Source organism: Aeromicrobium sp. Root495 (assembly GCF_001426755.1).
Classification (GTDB): domain Bacteria; phylum Actinomycetota; class Actinomycetes; order Propionibacteriales; family Nocardioidaceae; genus Aeromicrobium.
Genome location: NZ_LMFJ01000001.1, coordinates 495,976 through 520,904, shown reverse-complemented (window position 1 = coordinate 520,904; position 24,929 = coordinate 495,976). Strand labels below are relative to the sequence as shown.

Here is a 24,929-nt window from a genome sequence, read left to right as displayed (position 1 = left end):
GGGCCAGCATCGCGGCCTGCCCTCATTCGTGCAAGAACCTATGTATTGGTTTGTGGAGAACCCCGGCGGTCGTGCCGGCCCCTCCCCTGGTCGGATGACCGGGGCGGACGCGGCGCGACATACTGCGGGCATGAGCCAGCGCATCTCGTCCTTCTCGAACGACGGCCTGACCTTCGACGTCATCGACTCCGGTCCCATCGACGGCGACGTCGTCGTGCTCCTGCACGGCTTCCCCGAGCGGGCGTCGTCGTGGGACGCAGTGGCCCAGCGGCTCCACGCCGAGGGCTTCCGGACCCTCGCGCCCGACCAGCGCGGCTACTCCCCCGGCGCGCGCCCGCCGCGCCGGCGTGACTACACCGTCGACAAGCTCGTGGGCGACGTCGCCGCCCTCATCGAGCTCACCGGTGGCCCGGTGCACCTGGCCGGGCACGACTGGGGATCGATGGTCGCGTGGTCGCTCGCGGCAGCGCGCCACGACCTCGTCCGCACGCTCACGGCGTTCTCGGTGCCGCACCCGGCGGCGTACACGTACGCGCTCACGCACTCCACCCAGGGACTCAAGTCCTGGTACATGGGCTTCTTCCAGCTGCCCCGCATCCCCGAGCTCCTGGCCGGCTGGCGCGGCGGACCGCTGGAGAAGTGGATCTCGGCCGGCGGCATGACCCAGGCCGACGTCGACCGCTTCTCGCACGAGATCGTCGAGTACGGGGCCCTGCCCGGCGCACTCGGCTGGTACCGCGCCCTGCCGTTCGCCGACCGCGCCGCACCCACCCGCGTGGCCGCTCCCACCACCATGGTCTGGAGCGACGAGGACATGTTCATCGGAGAGGCGTCGCTCGAGGGCAGCCCTCGGTTCGTCGACGCCGACTACGAGCTGGTGGTGCTGAAGGGCGTGACGCACTGGATCCCCACCCAGGCCTCGGACGCCGCAGCCGACGCGATCCTGGAGCGGGTCCGCAGCATCGGCTGAGCTCGTCCCGGGCCGCCGGGCGGTGACTTGGCGTCCGTCTCCAGCCCGTCGTGGGCGTCAGACGGACGCTGAGTCACCCCCCGAGCGGCAGGGCCTGGCCGCGCGTCCTAGCCGACGCGGGCGAGCATGGCCTCGCGGAGCCGGGCCGGTGTCGCGTCGTCGGGGTCGAGCCGGGCCGCCTCGTCGAGGTCGGCGAGCGCCCCCTCGACGTCGGCCTGGCCGAACCGGGCCAGCGCCCGCTGCACGCGGGCCTGGGGCTCGGTCGGGAAGCGCTCGACCAGCGCATCGAGCCTCGACTCCGCCTCCGGAAGGTCGTTCCGGGCCACGAGCGCCACGGCCAGGGCCAGGCCCGACGCATAGGTGTCCGGGGTCCGACCGAGGCTGCGACGGGCCCACAGCTCGGTCGAGTCGATGGCCGGCTCGACGCCCTCGCTGGCCTGCTCGGCCAGGGACTGCGCCGCGAGCATGGCCACGTCGGGATCGTGCAGGCGCCAGCGGTAGGCGGAGGCGAAGTGCTCGTCAGCGGCCGCGGCCCGGCCGTCGGCAGCGGCTGCGACCCCGTCGGACAGGCGGACGTCGGCCCAGGTGGCACCGAGCCCGACGACCAGCCCCACGGCCGAGACCGCGACCACGGACCGTGGGACCCAGCGCTCGGACGTGGGCCCCGACGCCTCGGTGGTGGCGATCAGAGCACCGGCCAGGAGCGCGACCAGGCACGTCGTGGCCGGCGCGGTGAAGTGCGTCAGGAGAATGAGTCCGTACCCGCCGACGGCACAGGCCAGGCCCAGCGCGAGCGGGTCGTCGCCCTGGCGGATCCGTGCCAGAGCCTGCCGTCCGACGAGGACGGCGAGGGCCACGGCCACGAGCAGCAGCGGGAGCCCGCCCGTCAGCAGCGCTTGCAGCGGCCAGGCGTGGGCGGAGTCCGGCGGTGCGGCCACGCCGACCTCGCGCACCCAGCGGTCGTCGTGCACCACGCCGACGGCGTCGACGTATCGGCTGGGACCCACCCCCAGCGGCAGGTGCTCCCGCGCGAGCTCCCAGGACTCCTCCCACAGGATGCGGCGCCCGGTGACGGTGCCGCTGCTGAGCAACCGGTCGCGCGTCACCGGGAGGGCTAGGACGAGCACGGCGAGTCCCCCGACGACACCCGCCAACGGTCGCCAGGACGCACCGCGGAGATGGACGCCGTGCACCACGACCACGAGCAGCGCGACGAGCAGAGCCGCACGCGATCCCGACGCGGCCAGCGCCACGAGCGCCGCGACAGCACCGCCGACGACGACGGGCCTCCTGGTGCGGATCGCGGGACCGAGGAGGACGGCCAGCACCACCACGGCGACGATGCCCTGGTCGGTCGCGTTGCCGACCACGGTGCCCGTGCGCGTGGAGTCGGTGGCGGGGGTGACGGGCACACCGGCCAGCTCGAGCAGAGAGGCCGCCGCGACCACGGCTGCGACGGCGGAGAGCGCGACCAGGAGCACGTCGCGGCGCGTCGCGCGGGGGGTGCCGAGCAGCCGCGCGCCGGCCCAGGCGCAGCCCACGTAGAGGAGGAGGACCGGCACGCCCTCGTACCGAGGGAAGCGTCCGACCAGCGACGCGAACGGTGTGCCCCCGGCGAGGGACGCCACCACCACGACCAGCAGCCCTGCCGACACGGCCAGCACGACGGGACGCGGGAGCCTCCCCCGCCCCGGGACCGTCGCGGCCACGAGCACCCCCAGGGTCGCGACGACGATCTTGGGCCACACGTAGGGGTCGAAGGTGCCGGGCAGGAACGCCACGCTCGACCCGACGAGAAGCGCGAGAGCGACGACGACCCGCCGGTCCTCGGCCCAGGCCGTCCGTTCCACCATGGGCTGATTGTGCACGTGTCGGCCGCGGTGCACCCAGGAAGTAGCACTTCAGGATGGTTCGTCACGGTTCGCCGGACAGGTGTCCGTGCCGTCCCCTAGGTTCGCCGCAGACCACACCTCCGAAGGAACCGCATGCCTTTCTCCACCGACGCGCGCAGCACCGGCCGCCGCGTCCTGCTCGTCCTGCTGGCCGCCCTGACCCTGACCGCCGGTCTTCTCGCGCCGGCGCAGGCCCTCGCCGACACCGGGAAGATCTCGGGCACCGTCAAGAACGTGAAGGGTGAGGCCCTGCCCCTCGTCCCGGTGAACCTGTACCAGCTCCAGGACGGCTTCTGGGACCAGGTCGGGTACCGCGAGTCCGCCGACGGGGAGGGCACCGCCGCGCGGGGCACGTACAGCTTCACCGGTCTGGCGGCGGGCACGTACCGCCTCGGCGTCGAGCGCACCTCCACCTACGACCCCGAGACAGGAACGGAGACTGAGTACGCCTCCGACTTCTGGCCGGGCAACAAGCCGTTCGTCCAGGCCGGGACCGACGTCGTGGTCTCCAGCACCGCCCAGGCCAGGACGGCCAACTTCTTCATGATCGAGGGTGGCCAGATCCGCGGACACGTGACCAACGTGACCGAGGAGCAGGGCAATGAGCTCAACATCCGGGCCCATCGCCTCAACGCCGCCACGGGCGAGTACGAGCGGGTCAGGAACACCTCGGCCGGCGAGGAGGGGGCGTACGCCCTCACCGGGCTGCTGCCGGGCAAGTACCGCATCGAGCTCCACGACGGCAGCGGCACGTTCCTGACCGAGTTCTACGACGACCAGCCCACCGTCGCCACCGCCGAGGACGTCGTCGTCCCGGAGCCGGGCGATGTCGTCACCGGCAAGGACGCGTCCCTCGCCCGTTCCGGCCGCATCGCCGGCAGGGTCACGAACGCGGCCAAGGTCGGCGTCGCCGACGTCTACATCTCCATCTCGTCCTTCGACGACGCCACCAAGGAGTGGGTCGACGTCTCCTCCGGCGGGACGGAGGCGGACGGCACCTACTCCATCGGCGGCCTCAAGACCGGCACCAAGTACCGCGTGGCCTTCTTCGGCAGCGGCATCGGCTACCTCGACCAGTACTACGACGGCAAGGACGAGCAGCACGCCGATCTCGTCTCCGTGGTCGCGGGTCAGACCACCCCCGGCATCGACGCGGTGCTGCTCAAGCTCGGCAAGGTCACCGGAAAGGTCACCCTGCCCGACGGCAAGCCGGCGGTCGGGACGGTCGTGACGGCCTACGAGCCCGACGGCGACGGCGGCTGGGACTACGTCGCCGACGACGACACCTCGTCCACCGGCCTCTACTCCCTCGCCGACGTCCGGCCGGGCGCGTACAAGCTGCAGTTCAAGCCCAGCGGTCTTGCCTACGCCCCGGAGGTCTACACCAACAAGACGTCGCTGGCAGCGGGCAACGCCGTCGTCGTCAAGAGCGGCACCACCACGACGGGCATCAACGCCCAGCTGGCCAAGGCCGGAGCCATCTCGGGCACCGTCACGCTCCCCAGCGGCGTGACCGACGTGAGGGCCCGCTCGGTCGCCGCGGTCGACAAGGCGTCCGGAGAGGTCCTCTCCTACGGCCAGGCCAACAAGACGTCTGCCGGCACCTACGCCTACTCGATCAAGGGCCTGGGTGCGGGCTCCTACCGTGTGGACTTCGCTCGCGGGAGCGGCCAGTCCCTCGCCACCGGCCAGTACTACCGCGGCGTCTCCGAGAAGCAGGGGCCGTCCACCGCCACGCCGGTCAAGGTCAGCGCCGGAACCACCACCTCCAAGATCAACGCCACTGTGAGGACCGGCGGTGGCTCCATCCGCGGGACGGTGCTGAACCAGGCCGGAGCGCCCATCAAGTGCTACATGATGGCGCTCACCGACGACGGCTCCCGCTCCACCCGCGTGGCCTACTCGTCGGCCACCACCGGCGCCTTCACGATCAAGGGCCTCAGCACCGGCCGGTACAAGCTCATCGCCGTGAGTGGCTACGGCGCCGACGACGGCTGCTTCGTGGGTGTGGGTGACGACCGGTACAGCAACTACTACTACGACACCGACCCTGCGTCCGTCGGGCACATGAGCGCCCGGGAGTCGGCGGCCGACACCGTCTCCGTCACGGAGGGCGCCGCCACCACGCTGCCCCACGACCTCTACTACGGCCCGGTCACGGGGTCGACGTTCACCGCCGTCCCCTCCCCCGTGGTCACCGGCACCGGCAAGGTCGGCAGCACGCTGAGCTCCACCGGGGCCGCGCCGACGCCGCGGGCGGACTCGGTCGTGAGGCAGTGGTACCGCGGCTCCACGCCCATCACCCACCAGACCGGTCCGACCTACAAGCTCGTCGCCGCCGACGCCGGGACGCCCGTCTCCGTGCGGTACACGTACAAGAAGTCCGGCTACGTCGATCGCGGAGCCGGGTCCAGCGGCATCAAGGTCGCCGGCGTCAACCTCACGAGACCCACGATCACGGGCACCGCCGCCGTGGGCAAGAAGCTGACGGCCACCAAGGGGACCTGGGGCGGGTCAGGCTGGACCTACTCCTACCGGTGGTACCGCGGCACCACCAGGATCTCGACGAGGTCGGCCTACACGACCACGTCGAGCGATCGGGGCAAGACCCTGACGGTCAAGGTGAGCATCAGCAAGTCGGGCTACACCGGTGCCTCGGCGACGAGCGCCGGCCGGAAGATCTCCTAGCCCTACCTCCAGCACCTCAGCCAGTCGAGCGGGCCTGCAACCAGGCCCGCTCGGCTGCGTTCTGGGTGAGCTCGGCAGCACGGAGGTATGCATCCCGCGCCTCGTCGGACCGGCCCAGCCGACGCAGCAGGTCGGCCCGGGTGGCGTGCCAGGCGTGGTAGCCGTCGAGGTCGAGCTCCTCCACCAGGGCCAGGCCGACCTCGGGCCCGTCGAGCTCCGCCACGGCCACCGCGCGGTTCATCACGACGATCGGCGAGGGCGCCACCGCCAGGAGCTGGTCGTAGAGCGCCACCACCTGGTCCCACTGCGTGTCGGGGAACTCGAGGGCGTCGTCGTGGACGGCCTGGATGGCGGCCTGCAGCTGGTACGGACCCGGACGCCCCACCTGGAGGCAGCGTCGGACCAGGGCGTGACCCTCGTCGATCCGCTCGGCGTCCCAGAGCCGCCGGTCCTGCTGGTCCAGCGTCACCAGCATGCCGTCGCGCTCGCGCGCCGCCCGACGAGCGTCGATGAGCAGCATGAGCGCCAGCAGGCCGAGCGCCTCGGGCTCGTCGGGCATCAGCTGGACCACGAGCCTGGTGAGGCGCACCGCCTCGTCGCACAGCTCGCCCCGGATGGGGTCGGTCTCCTCGCTCGTGGCGAGGTAGCCCTCGTTGAAGACGAGGTAGAGCACGGCCAGGACGCCGCCGACCCGGGCGGGGAGGTCGGCCTCGCGCGGCACCCGGTACGGGATCTTGGCCTGCTTGATCTTGGCCTTGGACCGCGTGATCCGCTGCGCCATCGTGGTCTCCGGCACGAGGAAGGCCCGGGCGATCTCCGCGACCGTGAGTCCGCCCAGCATCCGCAGCGTGAGGGCGACCCGGTTCTCCGGCGCGAGCGCCGGGTGGCAGCACGTGAACACGAGCCTCAGCCGATCGTCCTCGACGACGCCCAGGTCGTCCGGCGGCGAGTCGTCGACCATGGTCACCGCCTCCTGCTGCTTGCCGTCGCGCTTGGCCTCACGACGCAGCCGGTCGAGCGCCTTGCGCGCGCCGACGGTCGTGAGCCACGCGCCGGGGTTGGGTGGCAGGCCCTCCTCGGACCACTTCTCCAGGGCCACGACGAGCGCCTCCGACGTCGCGTCCTCCGCGAGGTCGAGGTCGCCGAAGCGACGAGCCAGCGTCGCCACCACCCGGCCGTGCTCGGCGCGGAAGACCTGCTCCCACGCCCGGTCGGGCACGGACGTGGCGTTCAGGACGGCTCCTCCTGGAAGGGCCGCACCTCGACCTTGCCCTGGCAGGCGGCGGAGCCGCGACGAGCCCAGTCGAGAGCGGCGTCGAGATCGGCGACGTCGATGATCCAGAAGCCGCCGAGGAACTCCTTGGACTCCGAGAAGGGGCCGTCGGTGAGGATCGGCTCCGCTCCCGTGGCGTCGACCGTGGTGCTGGCCTCGATGGGCTGGAGGCCGCCGGCGAAGACCCAGCTGCCCGACGCCTGCAGCTCGGTGTTGAAGGCGTCGACGTCGGCGAACATCTTCTGCATCGTCGCCTCGTCGATCGAGGAGAAGTCCTCGGTGCCGTCGTGGTGCACGGAAAGCATGTACTGCGTCATGGTGGTTCTCCTCGCGGTGAGCGGATGCGGCCTCGTGCCCCATCCTGTCGTCTCACCCTTCCTACGAACAGGCTCGGCGCCGTACGACACCCACGCCGAAACTTTTTTCGAAGATGATGGGATGGGGGCATGAGCGTCTCCTATCCCCGGCTGGCCGCCCGCACCCTGCGCTTCACGCTGGGCGTGCCGCGGAACCTCTCCGTCTCGCCCGACGGCGCCACGGTCCGCTTCGTCCGCACCCCCGACGGAGTCACCCGGACCGGACTGCTGTGGGAGCTCGCCGTGCAGTCCGGCACCGAGCAGGTCCTGGTCGATCCGCGCGAGCTGCTGGGCGACGGCGGTGAGGAGCTGTCGGCCGCCGAGAGGTCTCGCCGTGAGCGCAGCCGCGAGTCGGCCGCCGGGATCGTCGGGTACGACGTCGACGAGACCGGCCGCTGGGCCTGCTTCCCGCTCTCCGGGCGGCTCTGGGCCACCCACCTCGGCACCCGCGCCACGCGTGAGCTGCCCACGCCCGAGGGCGTCATCGACCCCCGCCTCGACCCCACCGGCCAGCGGATCGCCTACGCCAACCAGGGTGCGCTGCGGATCGTCGACGTGAACGGCCAGGACGACAGGGTGCTCGTCGAGCCGGAGTCGCCCACGCAGGTGTGGGGCCAGGCCGAGTTCATCGCGGCCGAGGAGATGGACCGCTACCGCGGCTTCTGGTGGGCGCCCGACGGTCAGTCGCTCCTCGTGGAGCGCTTCGACGATGCTGCCGTTCCCACCTGGTTCGTGGCCGACCCAGCCAACCCGCAGCGCCCCGCCACCGAGCAGCGTTACCCCGCGGCGGGGACCACCAACAGCGACGTCACGCTCTGGCACGTGTCGCTCGACGGGACCCGCACGGAGATCTCCTGGGACCGCGAGGCCTTCGAGTACCTGGGCCGGGTCTCCTGGACCAAGCACGGCGACCCCGTCGTCCAGGTCCTCAGCCGCGACCAGAAGCACTCCCAGATCCTCGACGTCGACGTCGCCACCGGCACCACTGCGGTGCTGCGCGAGCTGCACGACGACGCCTGGGTCGACCTCACCGCCACCCCGCAGCGCATGGCGGGCGGGCGGCTCCTCACGCTCGAGGACGTTGACGACCGCACCCGTCTCCTGCTCGACGGCACCCCGCTCACCGACGACGCGTGGCAGGTGCGCTCCGTGGTCGGACTGCGGCCCGAGGCCGTGCTGGTCACCGCGTCGTCGGAGCCCACCGAGGTCCATGTCCTGCACGTCGGGCTCGACGGCACCATCACCGTGCTCACCTCGGGCCAGGGCGTCCACGGCGCCGTGACGGGCGGGCCCACGACGGTCATCACGCGCTCGTCGCTCGGCGCCGACGGCACCAAGGTCGTGGTGGTCGGGGCGGGCGAGGCGACGTCGGTCATCGCCTCGGTGGCCGAGCCGGCCCCGTTCCAGCCGGGCGTCACCTTCTTGCGCGCCGGTGAGCGCGGTCTCAGCACGGCCGTCCTCCTGCCCCGCGACCACGTGCCCGGCTCCGAGCGGCTGCCCGTGCTGATGGATCCGTACGGCGGTCCGCACGCGCAGCGCGTCCTCGCGTCGTCGCGGATGTTCCTCGAGGCCCAGTGGCTGGCCGACCAGGGATTCGCCGTGGTCGTGGCCGACGGCCGCGGCACGCCCGGGCGCGGCTCCGCCTGGGAGCGAGCCGTCCTGCACGACTTCGCAGGCGTGACGCTGCAGGACCAGGTCGACGCGCTCGCGGCGGTGGCCCAGGCCTACCCCGACGACGTCGACACCTCACGGGTCGGCATCACGGGCTGGTCCTACGGCGGGTACCTCGCGGCGCTCGCCGTCCTCGACCGTCCCGACGTCTTCCACGCCGCGGTCGCCGGCGCACCTGTGACCGAGTGGCGCCTGTACGACACCTGCTACACCGAGCGCTACCTCGGACACCCCGACGAGGTGCCCGAGGTCTACGCCGAGAACTCGCTGCTGCCCCGTGCCCCCCGGCTGGAGCGACCCCTGCTGCTCATCCACGGCCTGGCAGACGACAACGTGGTGGCTGCGCACACCCTGCGCCTCTCGTCGGCGCTCCTGGAGGCCGGCCGCGCGCACAGCGTCCTGCCGCTCTCCGGCGTCACGCACATGACGCCCCAGGAGGAGGTGGCCGAGAACCTCAAGCTGCTCCAGGTGGCGTTCCTTCAGGAGCACCTCGGCGCGGTGCCGAGCTCCTCAGCGCAGGGGTGAGTCGGGAAGGTCTGCGGGGCGATCGGGCAGGCGCTCGTCGCCCGGCATCCAACCGCCGTAGACGTCGACCATCTCGATGACGCGCTCGTCGAACGGGTCCACGAGCAGGAGCCAGGCGCGGTCCTCGGAGTCGTCCTCGCCCGCGAAGCTCTCGCGCCGCAGCTCTGTGCTGTAGCCCTCGGACTGCAGCGCCTTGACGATCTCGGCCGCGTCGTCGTCGGTGTCGAAGTAGATCGCGCTCACAGGACAAGCCTAGACCGAGGCGAGCTCGAAGTCGTCGAAGTCGAAGCCCGGGGACACGAGGCAGCTCACGAGCGCGTCGGCGTCGGAGGGGAGCGTGCGCTGCCAGACGTCGGCGGGGACGAGCAGCTGCGAACCGTCTGCGGGATCGGACCCCACCCGGTGGCTGGACACGTCGGCGGGGGCGTCGCCCGAGCCGCCCAGCTCCAGCTCGACCGTGCCGGTGTGAGCCAGCCAGACCTCGTCGCTCGCGACCCGGTGCCAGGCCGACGACTCGCCCGCCGGGAGGAGGAACCAGATGAGCGTGGCGGTCGGACGGACCCGGCCGTCGGGGAGCGTCACCTCGACGGGCGAGGCCCAGGTCTGGCGGAACCAGCCGCCCTCAGGATGCGGCTCGAGATCGAGCGTGACGGCGAGCGCGGGCTTGGACGACATGGTCCGACGGTAGTAACCTCGACGCGTGAAGATCTGAGACCCCCGTCATGTCCCTCTCATCGGGACGCCTCCTCGACGCGCGGAAGTCTCTTCATGTCTGTCCATCTTCAGCATCTTCATTTCTCCTGGCCCGACGGGTCCGACGTCCTCGACGACGTGAGCCTCGACCTCGGCCCAGGCGTCCACGGGCTCGTCGGGGCCAACGGCAGCGGCAAGTCCACGCTGCTGCGTCTCCTCATCGGCGAGCTCCAGGCCACGGGCGGCTCGGTCGACGTCGTCGGCGTCCTGGCGCACCTTCCGCAGGACCCTCTGCTGGGGTCCGAACGAACGGTCGCCGACGCCCTCGGCATCAGCACGGTCCGCAGCGCCCTGCGTGCGGTGGAGCAGGGCAGCACCGAGCCGAGCGACTACGACACCGTCGGCGACGACTGGGCCGTCGAGGACCGGGCCGCGGTCCAGCTGGCCGGACTGGGGCTCGGTCACCTCGGTCTGGACCGTCCGCTCGACGCCGTGTCCGGCGGCGAGCTGGTCCTCCTGGCGCTCGCCGGCAGGCTCCTGCGTCGGCCTGACGTCCTGCTGCTCGACGAGCCCACCAACAACCTCGACGGTCCGGCCCGGGAGCGGGTGCTCACGGCACTGAGGTCCTTCGGAGGAACGGCTGTCGTGGCGAGCCACGACCGGGTGCTGCTCGAGCGGGTGGACGACGTGCTGGAGGTCCGCGACCGGAAGGTGCGTCGGTTCGCCGGCCCGTACTCGGCCTACGAGGCCACGGTGGGCCTCGAGCAGGAGGCCGCCGAGCGGGTCGTGCGCGACGCCCAGGCCGACGTCCGGAAGCAGAAGCGCGAGCTGGCCGACACCCAGGTGAAGCTCGCCCGTCGAGCCCGCACCGGAGCCAGGGCCGAGCGCGAGAAGCGGGTGCCCAAGATCATTGCCCACGGCCGACGCATGCAGGCGGAGGTGTCGGCGGGTCGGCTCAGGAACGAGCACGAGGACAAGGCACGCGAGGCGCAAGGACGCCTCGACGATGCGGAGTCGGCCGTGCGGGACGACCGCGAGATCCGGCTCGAGCTCCCCCGCACCCGGGTCCCGGCGGGCCGCGACGTGCTGGTGACGCACGGCCTCGTGCTGGACCGGACCGGTCGCCGGGTCGACCTGCACGTCCGTGGGCCCGAGCGCATCGGCGTGGTCGGACGGAACGGCTCGGGCAAGACGACCCTGCTGGAGACCCTCGTGGGACGGCTCGCACCGGCGTCGGGAAGCGCTGGTCTGAGCGTGCCGTGCGGCTACCTCCCCCAGCGTGCCGATCTGCTGGACCCGACCCTCGACGTGGTCGAGAACGTCCGCCGTCACGCCCCCGAGACGTCGGTGCACGAGGTCCGGGCCCAGCTGGCGCGGCTCCTGTTCCGTGGCGACGCCCCGCTCCGTCCGGCGGGGACCCTGTCCGGAGGAGAGCGACTGCGGGCCAACCTGGCCTGCCTCCTGCTCGGCGACGTGCAGCTCCTCGTGCTCGACGAGCCCACCAACAACCTCGACCTCGTGAGCGTCGGCCACCTGGCCCAGGCCCTCCAGTCGTTCGAGGGCGCCTTGCTGGTGGTGAGTCATGACGAGCACTTCCTGGACGACCTCAGACTCGATCGGCGTCTCGCTGTGGATTGACCCTTTCCAGACTGGACCCAATACAAGTATGGTCACACCTGTACTCGTCTCGGGGTGAGACGACGAGGGTGAGGGAGCCCATCATGACCGTTCACCGCAGCGCCGTGCTCGGAGGCGCCACCTTGACCCTGCTGGTCGGGGTGACCGCCGGCCTTGTCGTCGGAGGGAGCGGCGGACTCCCGTGGGGCTCCCATCCTGACGCAGCGTCGGCGGCCACGGAGACGTCGTCCACACCTGTCCCACGGACGCCGTCCGAGCAGCCGCTGAAGGAGGGAGCCGTCGAGGTCGACCAGGCGGCCGAGGACGCCTCCTCGGTGGGCCGCGGCGCCATCCGCACGCTGGACGGTGCGGCCACGGCCTTCAGCACGTACGCGGTCTGGGTGGTCGGCTCGCCCGCGGCGCTCGAGGACCCGGCGCTCGTCGCCGAGACCATCGGAGGCACCGTCATCAACTCCGCCGATGCACAGCTCCTGGCCGGCATGCAGCGCTCCGCCGGCGACACGTTCGCCGCCGAGGACGGTGCCTACCGCGTCATCGGGCACAGCGGCAGCGCCGAGCGGCCCGACCAGGTCATGGTCGAGGTGGCCGCGCCGCTCTCGGTGAAGGGCAAGACGCGCTGGGCCGTCGTCGGCGGCGTCGTGCAGTGGACCAGCGAGGGCTGGACCGTCGCAAGCATCCAGCCGCGGGAGGTCCCGCAGCCGTCCGACGCCGACCAGGCCACCGACCTCAGCTCAGAGGAGCGCGCCAAGACACTCGCCGGCCTCGGGTGGCGACTCTTCGCCGACGAGCGGTGACCGCGATGAAGCTCCTCCCCAGACTCACGGCGGTCGCGGTCGTGGCCTCGGCGTTGGCTCTGCCGACCATCGCCGCGACCACGTCCCCAGCCGCGGCCGCCGTGACCCATCGCGTCCTCATCACCGGCGACTCCATCACGCAGGGTTCGTCCGGCGACTACACCTGGCGCTACCGCCTCTGGAACAAGCTTGCGGGGACGGCTTCGGGCAGGGTCGCCTTCGTCGGCACCCGCACCGACCTCTACGACAACGTGGGCCGCAAGAGCGGCTCGCAGCACTACGCAGCCTCGTTCTCGGCCAGGTCGCACTCCGCCCGGTGGGGCGACACATACGTCGACGAGCTCGACTCCATCGCCTCGCAGGTGAGCGCGTCCAAGGCCACCACGCTCGTGACCATGCTGGGCAGCAACGACCTCGCGTACAAGACGTCGCCCGGGGCCACCCTGGCCAACGTGAAGACCTACATCCAGCGCGCCCGCAAGGCCCGGCCCGGCCTCGACGTGGTCGTCGGTGAGGTCGTCAACCGCTACGACCCCTGGGCCGGCACCTACTCGCTCAACGACGAGTCCGGCGCCTACGCCACCAAGCTGCGTGCCCTCGCCTCGAGCCTCAGCACGTCGTCCCAGCGCGTCGTCGTGGCGTCCACGCGCAACGGCTGGGACGCCCAGAAGCACACGTGGGACGGCACGCACCCCAACCCCACGGGCGAGAAGCTCATCGCCCAGCGCGTCTCGGAGGGCCTCGCCAAGATCGGCGTCGGCAAGGCCTCGCCCGACATCACCGGCACCACCGCCTGGAAGGTGGCCGGCCCCAGGCCGAGCCTCACTCCGGCCTCGGAGGCGGCCAAGCTCGGCTGGACCCGCTCCTCCACGGGCGCCACGGGCATGTTCATCGAGCAGCGCCTCATCAACACCAAGGAGGCTTGGCGCCGCCTCCCCTACGCCGTCGCAGGCAGTGGCTGGACGGCCCAGCTCCTCGCCGCCGGCGGCACCTACCAGTACCGTCTCGTCCCCTCCAAGGGCTCGAGCACCGGTGTCGTCGGGGCCGCCGCATCGGTCAAGACCACCGGCCCGATGCCCGGCTCCATCCCCACTCTGAAGGTCGTTGCGGGGAACGGGTCCATCTACGGCGGTCACACCGCCGAGGCTTCCTGGGCGACGTCGAAGAACGCCACGGGCTACAAGCTCGCCACTCGGCTCATGTCCAACGGCAAGCTCACCTGGGCCAAACTGCCTTACGCCATCACGGACCGAGACTGGATGTTCGAGCCCTTGAAGACCGGGCGGCGGTACAAGCTCCGCATCCTGCCGGTCCGCGGGTACCTGTCCGGACCGTCCAAGATCTCAGGCGCACTGCGCCTCAAGGGCGTGCCGAGCGGTCGAACCTACGTCGCGCTTGGCGACTCCTACTCAGCGGGCCTCGGTTCGTCCGGCAAGTACACGGGCGGCGAGTGCATGCGCTCCGCGAAGGGGTGGGTGTGGCAGATGCAGCACAGCTTCAATGCCGTGACCAAGCACCTTGCCTGCAGCGGCGCCGTCATCAAGGGCCCTTCGGGATACAAGTCAGTCACGAACCAGCTGACCGGCCTGAAGTCCAGCTTGGCCGCCCACAAGGGGAGGCCCCAGCTGGTCACTCTCACGGTGGGAGGCAATGACGTGGGGTTCGCGTCCGTGTTGAAACGGTGCACCTTCGGCTCCTCGTGCACCGGAGAAGAAGCGCCTCGGATGAAGAAGATTCGGGCGATGAGAGATGAGTTGCACACCCTCTACAAGAAGATCAAGAAGGCGGCTCCGTATGCAGACATCGTGGTCGGAGGCTATCCACGAGTTCTTGAAGTCAACGGCACCTCGAAGAACGCTTTGTGCCAGGCAGTCGGGACGAACGAGCGAGCGATGGCGGCCCGGCTCACTGTCGCCTTGAACTCGGAGATTGCTCAAGCTGCCGGGAACGCGGGAGTGTGGGCGATGAAGTCCGATCTCATGGACACCTTCGACGGCCACGGCGCCTGCGCAACCACCGGCGAGTGGATTCACGCCGGAAAACGCGACGTAGGCGGCCAGCTTGGGATTGTCTCCGCCGCAAGCTTCCACCCGAAGGATGCTGGCCAGCTCGCCTATGCCAAGTACGTCAGCGACCTCATCATCGGACGGGCGAAGTGAGGCGCTGGCGAAGTGCGTCCTCTGTGGCCTGCGCAGCTCTCATGCTCGCGGCCTGCACGACGACCAGCCACGAACCTCCAGGGGCGATACCGACCACGGGCCTGACCGCGCCTCCGCCGGAGCCAAGCTTCTCCCCTCTGGAGCGAGGTGACGTCGTCGGCGAGTCGCCGCCCGCCCTGGCGACCGGACCGTCGGCCAAAGATCTTCGACAGTCATCAGCCGGACCGTCCACACGCGTGGCCGCGGAGTCCTTCGCCCTTCACGTGGTCAACTTCTACGCCGATGTTCGCCCTGAGCTGGCCGACGAGGCGATCCTCGACAAAATCGGCGCGGCGTCCCTCAGAGACTTCGTTCGGCGTTTCATCGTGCAGGACAAGGCTCAGCAACGGCAGATCGGGACTCAACGGCACGTCGACACCTCGGTGCCCATGTGGCTTCGCTCCGTCGCCGAAGGACCACAGAGCCGTCCGAGAAAGGTCTCCGTCGAAGTCGCCGCAAACGGTGTAGCGCCGGGAATTCCCTACCGAACGTGGTTCAAGACCCGCGTCGACGTCGTATGGGAGCAGGGACGGTGGAAGCTTGCCGATCTCTCGTCGTCAGTTGTCGGTCCGGACAGCGGCAAGGTGATGTCGGCTCAGGAACGCAGGGAGTACCTCACAGGAGAGGGCTGGCGTGAGATCAAGCCCTGACCTTCCCTCGTCTGCCTCCAACATGTTCCTGGGCATCGAGGCCGTGACCATGACCGCGATCTCCTCCCTCCATGGGCATGCTGGAGCACGGTCGGCCGCTCCGCTCCGCTACCTGACCTGCGATGTCGATGACTGACGCCCAGAGCACCGGTCATCCGAGGCAGTGGATGAGCGCCGTCGCCGCCTTGACCCTCCTCGCAGCGTGCAGCTCACCACCGACAGCTGAGCCTGAGGCCGACCATCCTGCGGACCTTCCCGGCGTCTCACCGCTGCAGCACCCGATCAGGGCGACCGATGTCCCCACCTCACCCGACGCGAGACCGTCGATGCGCAAGATCGCAGAAGCGGCTGCCTCCTTGAGCCGTGGTCGGCCCGGCGCCGAGACGTTCGCTCTGCAAGTCGCTCAAGCAATCTCGGACGTGCGTCGGCCTGCACTCGGCGTCGGCGACGTTCTCGAGTCGTTCGGGTGCGATCGCCTGCCGGAGGCGGTCCGAGACGCAGTGGTCGAGGACACGGCAGCGCAGGTCCGCTCCGAGACCGGCGGACATTGGAATCTGGACGAGGCTCTCTGGATCCGGTCGGAGCACGAGGGGCGTGGCTACGGCGTCGAGCTGGCCGCCGTCATGACTGACCCCAGCAAGTACGTCTGGTGGAACCTGTTCCGGATCGACGTCGGCGAGGAGGACGGTCAGTGGTGTGTCGGGCGCGTGGGGGCTGAACCGTTCCTTCCTTCGGACCCGTCACTCGACCGAGCCACAGCGGACATCCGCGACGCGCTCATAGGAACCGGCTGGCGGCGGGTCAGCCGGTGAGCCGATTCAAGACGGCGATCGCCCTGGCCCTGCTCGTCGCGCTCTCTGCATGTGGCTCCCAGGCGGGCAGTGGCCGACTGGCACCCATCGCTACGACCGGCCTGACCGCCGCGCCCCCGCCACCACCCTTCGAAGCCGTCGACGACGCCACGGAGGCCGAGGCCAACCCGTTCTCGCTCGTCGGGATGCCATCGGCGGAGAGCCTCCGGCTGGCGTCGGTGGGGCGACCGTCGCGGCTCGACGCCGAGAGGTTCGCCCTCGAGGTCACCAACTTCTCCCTCGACGTCAGGCCGCTCCTCGAGAACCAGGACGTCCTCGAGTCCGTGGCCTCGCCCTCGCTCAGCCGTCGAGCCACGACGTTCGTCGTCCAGGACAAGGCCGTCCAGCGCGACCACGCGACCCGACGCCATCTCGACGACCGCATCCCCATGTGGATCAGGTCCCGACCCTCCGGCCCCACCACGACACCCCGCGAGGTAGCCGTCGAGGTGGCCGGGGTCGTCGAGGTCCCCGTGCTCGGGTCGCGCACCTGGGTCCACGTGCGGGTCGACGTGGTCCGGCGCGACGGTGGCTGGCGTCTGGCCGACCTCTCCACCACCGATCGCGGCGCTGCCGACGTCACGAGCCTCGGCCGGCCGCCCCACCTCACGGGCCCCGGCTGGCGCGAGCTGGCTGCCGGGCGTCCTGGCCTCTAGAACGCGTCGAGAATGGCGTCCTTGCGTCCGCGGAACGCGGCCACGCGGTCGCGGGTCCGTTGGGGCTCGCCCACCTTCTGCAGGTTGGCGATCCCGGAGTCTCCTCGGTCGATCCCGGCCTGGATGCGGTCGGCCGCCGTGCTCATCCGGTCCACCACGGCGTCGAGCAGCGTCATGGGACCGAACTCGCCGTAGGCCTCCACCACGAGGTCGAGACGGCGCGCAGCCTCCTCCACGCCGATGTCGCGGTACAGCGGGATGCCCGTCCAGACCAGGAACGCGAGGTCGTCGACACGGCGGCCGGGGCCGGCCATGTCCCAGTCGATCATCGCGACGAAGTGCCCGCTCTGGATGATCCAGTTGTAGGCGCCGGGGTCGTGGTGGCAGATGACCTGGCCGTCCTGGAGCTCGGCCTCTCCTCCGCGCCACGGCCGGACGCCGCTGGGACGGAAGCCCTCCACCACGTCGTGGTACTCGCGGAGCCACTCCACGGCCTCCACCAGGACGGAGTCGAGGACGACCTCGTCGGCCGGGACACCGCGCCCCTCCACGTAGGAAAGGACCTCACGGCCCTCGTCGTCGATGCCCTCGACGTCGGGAACGCCCCTGAGGCCCTGGGCCTCCAGGTAGGCGAGCAGCTCGTGGACGGCCGGTGTCCAGGGCCCGGTGGGACGACGGACCGTCCGTCCGATCCGCGTCACGCCGCCGACTGCGCCAGGTAGATGTGTCTCCTCACTCATGCCTCCATCGTGACATCGACGCGCGTGACAGCATGACCCCGTGGGACACGGACATGGACACGGACACTCCGCCGTCGAGCGGCTCGAGGAAGAACCCCGACGCGGGCTGGGATCGGTCCTGGCGGTGATCGTCGGGATCATCGCGGTCCTGACCATCATCGCGATGGTCGTGCTGTGGCCGGACTCGTCCAAGATCCCGCGCTCGGCCAACCCCTACGGGCAGGAGGGCGTGAGCACGGTCGACGCCACCGTCACCCAGGTCGCGCCGTTCGACTGCGGCTCCGGCGGCGAGGGGCCCGACGGCCAGCAGAGCCTCAAGGGCGACTGCGCCAACGTCACGGCTCGGACCTCCGACGGAACCGCCACGTTCCAGCTGGACGCCGGACGCTTCCGCGCGGGGATGGAGAGCGGCGACAAGATCAGCCTCATCAAGCTCCAGCCACCGGGCCAGGAGGCCTCGTACGAGTTCCTGGACTTCAAGCGCGGCTTCCCGCTCACCGCCCTGGCCGTCGTGTTCTCGCTCCTCGTCGTGGCGGTGGCACGCTGGCGCGGCCTGTTCGCCATCGTCGGCATCGGCGTCACGCTCCTGGCGCTGTTCAAGTTCGTCCTGCCTGCGATCCTGTCCGGGGAGTCACCGCTCGTCGCCACGGTCGTGGGGTCGACGGGAATCATGTTCGTGGTCCTCTACCTCGCCCACGGCGTGAGCATCCGGACCACGTCCGCCCTGTTCGGGACGCTCTTCGGCATCGCCTGCACTGCCGCGATCGGCTGGGGAGCCACCGGCTGGACGAGCCTCAACGGCATCGGATCCGAGGACGACCAGACCCTTCTCGCCTCGGCACCCGACCTCAACATGCAGGCCGTCGTGGCCGCCAGCATGGTCATCGCCGGGCTCGGCGTGCTCAACGACGTCACCGTCACCCAGGCCAGCGCCGTGTGGGAGATGCGGGCGCTGCGGCCCACCGCGCGTGCCGGGGAGCTCTTCGCCTCCGCGATGCGGATCGGCCGCGACCACATCGCGTCGAGCGTCTACACGCTCGTCTTCGCCTACGCGGGATCGGCCATGACGATCCTCCTGCTCATCACCGCCTACCAGCGCGGCCTCGCCGAGATGGCCACCACGGAGGAGCTCGCCCAGGAGATCGTCCGGACGCTCGTCGGTGCCATCGGGCTGGTGCTGGCGGTGCCCATCACCACCGCGATCGCCGTGGTGCTCGCCCCCCGGCCGGAGGACGAGCCGCTCCCCGAGCCCGGTTCCACCACGGGTGGCTCGCACCGCGCGTAGGCTGTTCGTATGGAGTGGCTGTGGACCGTGCTGTTCGCGATCGGGGTGCTGTCGGCCCTCGTGATCGCGCTCGTGGTGTTCCAGCGCTCGCTCGACAAGCCGGGAGGCCGCGACGGCCTCGGCACGATGGGCGACGGCATGGGCGCCATGGGCAACTTCTTCGCCCCCGGCCAGGCCGACGCCAAGGAAGAGCTCGACCGGCAGAAGAAGGCAGCCGCGGTCATGCCCAAGGCCGAGGACGCCGACGAGAAGCACGGCGCCGTCAGCTACGGGGCCGACGGCCGCCCCAAGAGCATCCGCCTGAACGTCCAGCGCGACCGCGACGTCTGACCTGGCGATGAGCGGCGTCGACGAGCCCGAGCTGCCCACGCTGTTCGAGTGGGCCGGCGGGCTGGTGCCGCTGCGCCGGATGATCGACGCCTTCTACGACCGCGTCGAGGCCGACGACACCCTGTCGCCGTTCTTCCCCGGCGGGGTCTCCGAGCACCACCGCGCGCACGTCGCCGACTGGTGGGCCGAGGTCCTGGGCGGTCCGGAGACCTACACGGCTGAGCACGGTGGCTACGAGACGATGCTCGAGCACCACCTCGGGCTGTCCATCACGCCGGCCCAGCGCCACCGGTTCGCCTCCACCATGAGCCTCGCGGCCGACGACGCCGCGCTGCCCGCCGACCCTGAGTTCCGGGCCGCCATCGTCGGCTACCTCGAGTGGGGCACGCGGCTGGCCATGGAGAACTCGCAGCCGGGAGCCGAGCCGTTCGAGCACGCTCCCACGCCCCGTTGGGGCTGGGGCGTCGCCCCGCCGTACCTCCCCGACCACGACGTGTGACCGTGCTGCTGCGATCCGAACGGATTGACGGCAGCACGGTCACACATCGGGTCGGCCCTCTCCCGGGCTCAGAGCTTCCGGAGGACCGGCTCAGCGCTGGTCGAGCGGGAGGGCGATATCGGTGACCGAGGCCCCGATCTTGCCGAGCGAGGTCGCCTTGCCGGAGAACAGGGCGATCTTGTAGAGCGACCCGTTGACGGCCGCGAACCCCTTCACCTCCACGGTGCTGCCCTTGCGGATCGTGGAGTAGATGTCGAACCCGGTGTCGCCGGCGGCGTCGACGCCGAGCTTGCCCGTGGCGGCGAGGGTGCCGGAGTTCGCGGGCGACTGGAGCGCGATCTGGTCGAGGGTGGTGTCCAGGTCGTAGAGCGTGGTCGCCGTGTTCGGGTCGAGGTCGTTGTTGGTGTACGCCGCCCCGGTGATGCCCGCCGCGGGCGCGGTGGCAGGCGGGTAGGTCAGGGTGACGTCGGTTGCCGTCGCCGTGGGCACGACGGCGAGAGGCTGACGCAGGTTCTGGCCGTTGTCGCTGACGACGCGCAGTGCGTTCGCCGCCGGGTTGAAGTCCACTCCGAAGCTCGTGCCGCTGAGTGCGACGGTGAACCGCGTGAACAGGGTGGCGACGCCAGTGCTCGGGTCGACGGAGTAGACGCCCGCGCTGGCCTTGTTGTTCCCGACGCCGTAGAGCTTGCCGTCCTGGACCCGGTAGTCGATCCCGACGAGGCCGGTGTCTCCGCCGGTCAGGCCCTTGACGGTCACGGCCTTGCGGACCTGACGCGGCGCGCTGGTCTTGAAGCGCACCAGCTGCGTGCCGTTGGTGGCGAGCCCGACGACGTCGAGGCTGCCGCCACGCGACAGCAGAAGGCTGTGCAAGCCGCGGTCGCGGTCGTCGCCCGAGCCGCCGCCGGCCATCGCCGGCGCGACGGCCAGCACACTCGTCGCAACGATCGCGGTGACGCCCAGCGTGAAAGCTTTGCTCATCGTGTTCTCCTCAGACCTCTGGTCGCCGCATGCCGGTCGACTCATCGGTGTGTACGCAGCCCATCCGGGTCGCGTTCACGCGCAGTGCGACCGTCTTGCGCGAGACCGCCCATCCGTCCCGATCCCGGCGTCGAATGAACATCGAGGACCTCGCGTACGTAAACAGGAGCGAATACCGACGTCAGGAGGTTCGCCAGGTGGCAGCGCGAGGATCAGTCGCAGCGTCACTGGCGCGCGACGAAGGCGTCAGGGAGGCCTATGCCGCCCACGGAGGAGAGCTCTATCGGTTCGCCATGCGGGCCCTGGGTGACGCCGGAGCAGCCCAGGACGTGGTCCAGGAGACATTCCTGCGTGCCTGGCGGGCGGCTGACCGCTTCGACCCGGAGCTGGCGAGCCTTCGGGTCTGGCTGTTCGCGATCGCCAGGAACGTGGTGATCGACCACGCCCGACGCGTCGAGGCGCGACCGTGGTTGCGACAGCTCACGGAGCCGGCCGATCTCGAGGCAGCGAAGGACACCTCCCCGGACCCGAGCGACCGGCTGCTTCGCGGTTGGGTGGTCGAGGAGGCGCTGCGCCGGATCGGCGAGGACCATCGGCACGCGATCGTCGAGACCTACCTGCGAGATCGCCCCTACGCCGAGGTTGCCGGCGAGCTGGGCATCCCGGTGACGACCTTGCGGACGAGGGTCTTCTACGCCCTCAAGGCACTACGGGTAACGATGGATGAGATGGAGGTACTGCCATGACGGATGACACCCACCGGGCCATGCGTGAGTCGCTGGGCGCGTTCGTCCTGGGCCACCTCGACCCGATCGAGACCGCGCGAGTACGCGCCCACCTCGACGGCTGCGCGGCTTGCCGCGCCGAGCACGAGGCGCTGGCGCCGCTCGCCCTGGCCCTGCGCGACGTGGACCCGGACTTCCTCGAAGAGTCGCCGGAGCCAGGCGCCCTGCTCGGCGCTCGGATCGAGGCCACGATCGGGACCGAGCGGACCCGACGCCGCCGGAGAGCCGCGGTGCAGCGGACCCTGGTGGGGACCGCAGCCGGCCTGGTCCTGGTCGCGACCTTCCTCGCCGGGGGCCGGGTCGCGGGCGACGACGCCCCGAAGGCCGCGCCGCTCGAGACCGTCGCCGTGAGCAGCACGAGCAGCGGAGTCAGCGCCGACGCCGGGCTCGTCGACCACACCTGGGGCCTGGAGATCAAGCTCAACGCGACCGGTCTCGAGGACGGTGAGAGCTACACCGCCACCGTCGAGTCCGCGGGACGCGAGTACCCGGCTGGTGAGTTCGTCGGAGTCACCGACGTGGAGATCCACTGCAACATGAGCACGTCGGTGCTGCGGGACGAGGCCTCAGGATTCACGGTCTGGGACAGCGACGGACGACCTGTCCTCCACGCAGAGCTGTGATGCCGACGGCGACCCCGGCTGGCCGGGTCTGGTGGTCGGTGTCGAACCTCGTTGGAAGTCGGCGGGCTGAAGTCGTAAGGAGTGGTAAGGGCTGGTCACTGTGCGGCAGTCCGCGGGCGTTGGTCTTTGCCTCTACGTCGAGGCGCCCCCACTGACCAACAGCTGCTGCCCGCTGACCCAACGGGCCAGCTTGCTGGTGAAGTACTCGACAGCGTCTGCGACGTCGTCGACGGAACCCATCCGGGACCCGAGAGGACTACCGTTCTGCACCAGAGGTCGAAGTGAGTCTGGGTCGTCGTCGGAGTCGAAGTAGCCAGCGCCGTCTGTCGCCGTGCGAATCACGGTGTTCACGGTGATGCCGCGGACGCCGACCTCTTGGGCCAGAGCTCCGGCAAGGTACGCACCGGGGAGCTTGCTTGAGCCGTACAACCCGAACCCGGCATGCGGCTGGATGGTCGAGCTCGAGCCGATGTACAGAATGGCCCCGCCATCATTGACCGTTCGGGCCCCATGCTGAAGCGTGAAGAACGCACCCTTGGCGTTGACGCCGTACATGCGGTCGTAGTCCATCTCCGTGACGTCGAGGATCGGACCGCCTGTCTCGTCGATGCCGGCGTTCGCCACGACGATGTCGATACCACCGAAGTGGGTCATCGCGCTGTCGAAGAGGGCCCGGACCTCCAATGGTCGGGACACGTCTGCCTGAACGGTGATCGCAGAGGATCCTGCGGCCTGGATCGCCTCAACCGTTCTCTCGGCGCCGGCAGCGTCGCGGGAGTAGTTGACGACCACGTCGGCGCCCAGGCTGCCAAGCCGGATGGCGATGGCTTCGCCGATGCCGCGACTGGCACCCGTCACGAGCGCCACCTTTCCCGACAGGCTTCGACGGGCGGAGCGCGCCGTTCCTTCAGATGCGGCCATCTCAGGCACCGGCCCCGCCATCGACAGGCACGATCGCGCCGGTGACTGCGGAGGCCCTGTCGCTCAGAAGCCACGCAGCGGCCTCGGCGACCTCGCCGGCGGTGGCCATCCGACCGATCGGCGACGCGGCGTTGCTCGCTGCAATGATGCCCGGCGTCTTGGCCTCCCACTCATCCATCATCTCCGTGGCAGTTCCGCCTGGCATCAGACCATTCACCCTGATGCCCTCGGGTGCCCACGTGACGGCGGCAGTCTCGGTGATGCTGTTGAGCGCACGCTTCATGGCACCGTAGGCAGGCAACGGAGGGACGGCGCGTCGCGCGCCGATGCTTGAGGTGTTGACGATGGCGCCGCCGCCACTGGTACGCATCAGCGCGGCCTCAGCGTTCATGGCTGTCCAGTGTGCTCGGAAGTTCACGGTGAACTGCTGGTCGATGTCGTCGTCGGACGTGGTGTCGAGGGGACCAACCTGCTGTTGGTTCACACCTCCGTTGTTGAACGCTCCGTCGAGGCGCCCGTGCAGCTCCTGGACGTGCGCGATCGCTGCACGGATGCTGGCCGAATCGGCCAGGTCCATGGATACGGCGTCCGCAGTCGCGCCGTGTGCTCGGATGTCCGCGACGATGTGGTCCAGAGCACCGACGTTACGAGCCGCGAGCACGACAGCCGCGCCCTCCGACGCGAACAGGTGTGCTGCCGCAGCGCCGATTCCGCGGCTCGCACCGGTGATGAAGATGACTTTCCCGGTCAGGAGGCCGGCAGGTCGAGTTTCGTAGTTGTTGGTCATGGAGCAACCGTCACACTCGACTACGGGCAGAAACAGGCACAAGCAGTACTACGATCCGGGCCCGTCGCGGGAGGATGATGGCGTGATGGACAGACCAGAGCTTGCGGCATTTCTGCGTAGCCGTCGCCAACGGCTGCGGCCTGAGGATGTAGGCCTGCCGTCGGGCCCCCGCCGCCGCACACCAGGCCTGCGACGAGAGGAAGTCGCGGTCCTTGCGCATATCTCGACGGAGTACTACGTGCGGCTCGAGCAGGGCCGAGCGCCGAGACCTTCGGCGGGGGTGCTCGCGGGGATCTCCGGAGCCTTGCGTTTGACCGACTCCGAGTCGGATCACATGCACGCACTTGCCGGAAGCCCGCCGGCAAGCTCTGGCACACACAACCGCGTCGTCCGACCGAGCATCCTTGCGCTCCTCGAACGTCTGCCGCAGACCGCTGGAATCGTCATGTCCGCGGCGTTCGAGGTCTTGGCCTGGAACGACCTCGCCGTTGGACTCATGGAAGACTTCAGCGACCTCAGCCCCCGCGACCGGAACTTGGCACGGAAGGCTTTTCTCGGCAACGAACAACCGGGGGCTCGGTTGTACGGGATATCCGACGACGTGGAGTTTCGGCACAATGTCGTCCGGGAGCTCCGTTCAGTGGTCACCAGATATCCGTCGGACCCGCTCGTGGCGGACCTCGTCGAGGAGCTCCGTGACGGAAGTCATGACTTCGCGCGGTTGTGGGAGCGGCACGACGTCGCCAGTTCGCCGGCCCTCAGGAAGACGTTCCGAAACACCGTGGTCGGAGAGATCACCGTCGACTGCGACGCACTCACACTGACCGACGCCGACCAACATCTGATGCTGTACACGGCCCAGCTTGGATCTGCCGACGCAGACAAGCTCGCCCTCCTGGCGGTCGTGGGAAGCCAGCCGATCAATGTTGACGACGTCTCGAACTAGCCTCGCGTGTGGTCAGTCCCTGCGCGACGACAGCCCTGGGTCCATGACCCTTCGGCGTGACTGGAGAGCGCCCGGGCGCCACAATGTCACCGCTGCGCACTGTTGCTCCCGGGTCCATTGAGAGTGTGTACGCTGACGTCGTCAGGGCGACTGTTGAGCATTTTGCGGACTGGTTGCGGA

Annotated in this window: 24 protein-coding genes; 15 read left to right on the top strand and 9 right to left on the bottom strand. The window is 70.1% G+C overall.

The genetic code is table 11. The features are described from left to right. The first annotated feature begins 130 nt into the window (after nucleotides 1–130). Nucleotides 131–970 carry an alpha/beta fold hydrolase gene (locus tag ASD11_RS02760; RefSeq protein ID WP_056282971.1) on the top strand — a complete coding sequence of 280 codons (840 nt, stop codon included), beginning with the start codon at nucleotides 131–133 and terminating at the stop codon, nucleotides 968–970. A 107-nt stretch (nucleotides 971–1,077) separates the two neighbouring features. On the opposite strand, the gene ASD11_RS02755 is transcribed toward ASD11_RS02760, so the two are convergent. After that, on the bottom strand, nucleotides 1,078–2,823 hold the full coding sequence (locus tag ASD11_RS02755) for a tetratricopeptide repeat protein (protein WP_056282967.1): 1,746 nt from the start codon (nucleotides 2,821–2,823) through the stop codon (nucleotides 1,078–1,080). A 132-nt stretch (nucleotides 2,824–2,955) separates the two neighbouring features. Here ASD11_RS02755 and ASD11_RS02750 point away from each other — a divergent pair, with 132 nt between their 5' ends. Beyond that, nucleotides 2,956–5,550 (top strand): hypothetical protein, encoded by a 2,595-nt coding sequence (locus ASD11_RS02750; protein WP_056282964.1) that lies wholly within the window; start codon nucleotides 2,956–2,958, stop codon nucleotides 5,548–5,550. 16 nt (nucleotides 5,551–5,566) lie between these two features. Here the strand turns inward: ASD11_RS02750 and ASD11_RS02745 are convergent, their stop codons facing one another. Then, on the bottom strand, nucleotides 5,567–6,769 hold the full coding sequence (locus ASD11_RS02745; protein WP_235503225.1) for an RNA polymerase sigma factor: 1,203 nt from the start codon (nucleotides 6,767–6,769) through the stop codon (nucleotides 5,567–5,569). An 11-nt stretch (nucleotides 6,770–6,780) separates the two neighbouring features. Next, complete coding sequence (locus ASD11_RS17990) at nucleotides 6,781–7,140, bottom strand: YciI family protein (RefSeq protein WP_056288278.1); 360 nt, start codon at nucleotides 7,138–7,140, stop codon at nucleotides 6,781–6,783. Nucleotides 7,141–7,269: 129 nt separating this feature from the next. On the opposite strand from ASD11_RS17990, the gene ASD11_RS02735 reads away from it, so the two are divergent. Continuing rightward, nucleotides 7,270–9,375, top strand: a complete 2,106-nt coding sequence (locus tag ASD11_RS02735) for a S9 family peptidase (RefSeq protein ID WP_056282960.1) — start codon at nucleotides 7,270–7,272, stop codon at nucleotides 9,373–9,375. Here ASD11_RS02735 and ASD11_RS02730 read toward each other — a convergent pair. Together ASD11_RS02730 and ASD11_RS02725 are read right to left on the bottom strand one after the other, a co-directional pair. Continuing rightward, the gene (locus ASD11_RS02730; RefSeq protein ID WP_056282957.1) at nucleotides 9,361–9,618 is read right to left on the bottom strand and encodes a hypothetical protein; all 258 of its coding nucleotides are present in this window, start codon (nucleotides 9,616–9,618) and stop codon (nucleotides 9,361–9,363) included. The genes ASD11_RS02735 and ASD11_RS02730 overlap by 15 nt on opposite strands. 9 nt (nucleotides 9,619–9,627) lie before the next feature. Next, a complete protein-coding gene (locus ASD11_RS02725) occupies nucleotides 9,628–10,050 on the bottom strand; it encodes a cupin domain-containing protein (protein ID WP_056282956.1) in 423 nt (140 codons plus the stop codon). A 93-nt stretch (nucleotides 10,051–10,143) separates the two neighbouring features. On the opposite strand from ASD11_RS02725, the gene ASD11_RS02720 reads away from it, so the two are divergent. The 6 genes from ASD11_RS02720 (at nucleotide 10,144) to ASD11_RS02695 (ending at nucleotide 16,855) form a co-directional block, all read left to right on the top strand. Continuing rightward, nucleotides 10,144–11,706 (top strand): ABC-F family ATP-binding cassette domain-containing protein, encoded by a 1,563-nt coding sequence (locus ASD11_RS02720; RefSeq protein ID WP_056282953.1) that lies wholly within the window; start codon nucleotides 10,144–10,146, stop codon nucleotides 11,704–11,706. An 83-nt stretch (nucleotides 11,707–11,789) separates the two neighbouring features. Next, a complete protein-coding gene (locus tag ASD11_RS02715) occupies nucleotides 11,790–12,500 on the top strand; it encodes a hypothetical protein (RefSeq protein WP_056282950.1) in 711 nt (236 codons plus the stop codon). Nucleotides 12,501–12,505: 5 nt separating this feature from the next. Further along, on the top strand, nucleotides 12,506–14,659 hold the full coding sequence (locus tag ASD11_RS02710; protein ID WP_056282948.1) for a GDSL-type esterase/lipase family protein: 2,154 nt from the start codon (nucleotides 12,506–12,508) through the stop codon (nucleotides 14,657–14,659). Nucleotides 14,660–14,895: 236 nt separating this feature from the next. Next, complete coding sequence (locus ASD11_RS02705; protein ID WP_056282946.1) at nucleotides 14,896–15,348, top strand: hypothetical protein; 453 nt, start codon at nucleotides 14,896–14,898, stop codon at nucleotides 15,346–15,348. Nucleotides 15,349–15,674: 326 nt separating this feature from the next. Next, nucleotides 15,675–16,160 carry a hypothetical protein gene (locus ASD11_RS02700; RefSeq protein ID WP_156464553.1) on the top strand — a complete coding sequence of 162 codons (486 nt, stop codon included), beginning with the start codon at nucleotides 15,675–15,677 and terminating at the stop codon, nucleotides 16,158–16,160. Next, entirely contained in the window at nucleotides 16,157–16,855 is a 699-nt protein-coding gene (locus tag ASD11_RS02695; protein ID WP_056282940.1) for a hypothetical protein, read from the top strand. The genes ASD11_RS02700 and ASD11_RS02695 overlap by 4 nt, the downstream gene beginning before the upstream one ends. On the opposite strand, the gene ASD11_RS02690 is transcribed toward ASD11_RS02695, so the two are convergent. Next, the gene (locus ASD11_RS02690) at nucleotides 16,852–17,595 is read right to left on the bottom strand and encodes a phosphotransferase (protein ID WP_056282936.1); all 744 of its coding nucleotides are present in this window, start codon (nucleotides 17,593–17,595) and stop codon (nucleotides 16,852–16,854) included. The genes ASD11_RS02695 and ASD11_RS02690 overlap by 4 nt on opposite strands. Nucleotides 17,596–17,635: 40 nt before the next feature. Between ASD11_RS02690 and ASD11_RS02685 the strand changes: the two genes are divergently transcribed. The 3 genes from ASD11_RS02685 to ASD11_RS02675 are packed head-to-tail and all read left to right on the top strand — an operon-like array spanning nucleotide 17,636 to nucleotide 19,709. Next, a complete protein-coding gene (locus ASD11_RS02685; RefSeq protein WP_156464552.1) occupies nucleotides 17,636–18,880 on the top strand; it encodes a YibE/F family protein in 1,245 nt (414 codons plus the stop codon). A gap of 9 nt (nucleotides 18,881–18,889) precedes the next feature. After that, complete coding sequence (locus ASD11_RS02680; protein WP_056282929.1) at nucleotides 18,890–19,210, top strand: hypothetical protein; 321 nt, start codon at nucleotides 18,890–18,892, stop codon at nucleotides 19,208–19,210. Nucleotides 19,211–19,217: 7 nt separating this feature from the next. Further along, nucleotides 19,218–19,709, top strand: a complete 492-nt coding sequence (locus tag ASD11_RS02675) for a group II truncated hemoglobin (protein WP_056282925.1) — start codon at nucleotides 19,218–19,220, stop codon at nucleotides 19,707–19,709. A gap of 90 nt (nucleotides 19,710–19,799) precedes the next feature. On the opposite strand, the gene ASD11_RS02670 is transcribed toward ASD11_RS02675, so the two are convergent. Beyond that, nucleotides 19,800–20,687: a DUF4394 domain-containing protein gene (locus ASD11_RS02670; RefSeq protein ID WP_082554125.1), complete on the bottom strand. Its 888-nt coding sequence runs from the start codon at nucleotides 20,685–20,687 to the stop codon at nucleotides 19,800–19,802. Nucleotides 20,688–20,716: 29 nt separating this feature from the next. Between ASD11_RS02670 and ASD11_RS02665 the strand changes: the two genes are divergently transcribed. After that, nucleotides 20,717–21,433, top strand: coding sequence for a sigma-70 family RNA polymerase sigma factor (locus tag ASD11_RS02665; protein ID WP_235503224.1), 717 nt, complete (start codon nucleotides 20,717–20,719; stop codon nucleotides 21,431–21,433). Further along, on the top strand, nucleotides 21,430–22,095 hold the full coding sequence (locus tag ASD11_RS02660) for a zf-HC2 domain-containing protein (RefSeq protein WP_056282922.1): 666 nt from the start codon (nucleotides 21,430–21,432) through the stop codon (nucleotides 22,093–22,095). The genes ASD11_RS02665 and ASD11_RS02660 overlap by 4 nt, the downstream gene beginning before the upstream one ends. 132 nt (nucleotides 22,096–22,227) lie before the next feature. On the opposite strand, the gene ASD11_RS02655 is transcribed toward ASD11_RS02660, so the two are convergent. Together ASD11_RS02655 and ASD11_RS02650 are read right to left on the bottom strand one after the other, a co-directional pair. Then, entirely contained in the window at nucleotides 22,228–23,016 is a 789-nt protein-coding gene (locus ASD11_RS02655) for an SDR family oxidoreductase (protein WP_056288266.1), read from the bottom strand. 1 nt (nucleotide 23,017) lies between these two features. Further along, nucleotides 23,018–23,803, bottom strand: a complete 786-nt coding sequence (locus ASD11_RS02650; protein WP_056282918.1) for an SDR family NAD(P)-dependent oxidoreductase — start codon at nucleotides 23,801–23,803, stop codon at nucleotides 23,018–23,020. Between ASD11_RS02650 and ASD11_RS02645 the strand changes: the two genes are divergently transcribed. Further along, nucleotides 23,802–24,749 carry a helix-turn-helix transcriptional regulator gene (locus ASD11_RS02645; protein ID WP_327019512.1) on the top strand — a complete coding sequence of 316 codons (948 nt, stop codon included), beginning with the start codon at nucleotides 23,802–23,804 and terminating at the stop codon, nucleotides 24,747–24,749. The genes ASD11_RS02650 and ASD11_RS02645 overlap by 2 nt on opposite strands. Nucleotides 24,750–24,929: the final 180 nt, after the last annotated feature.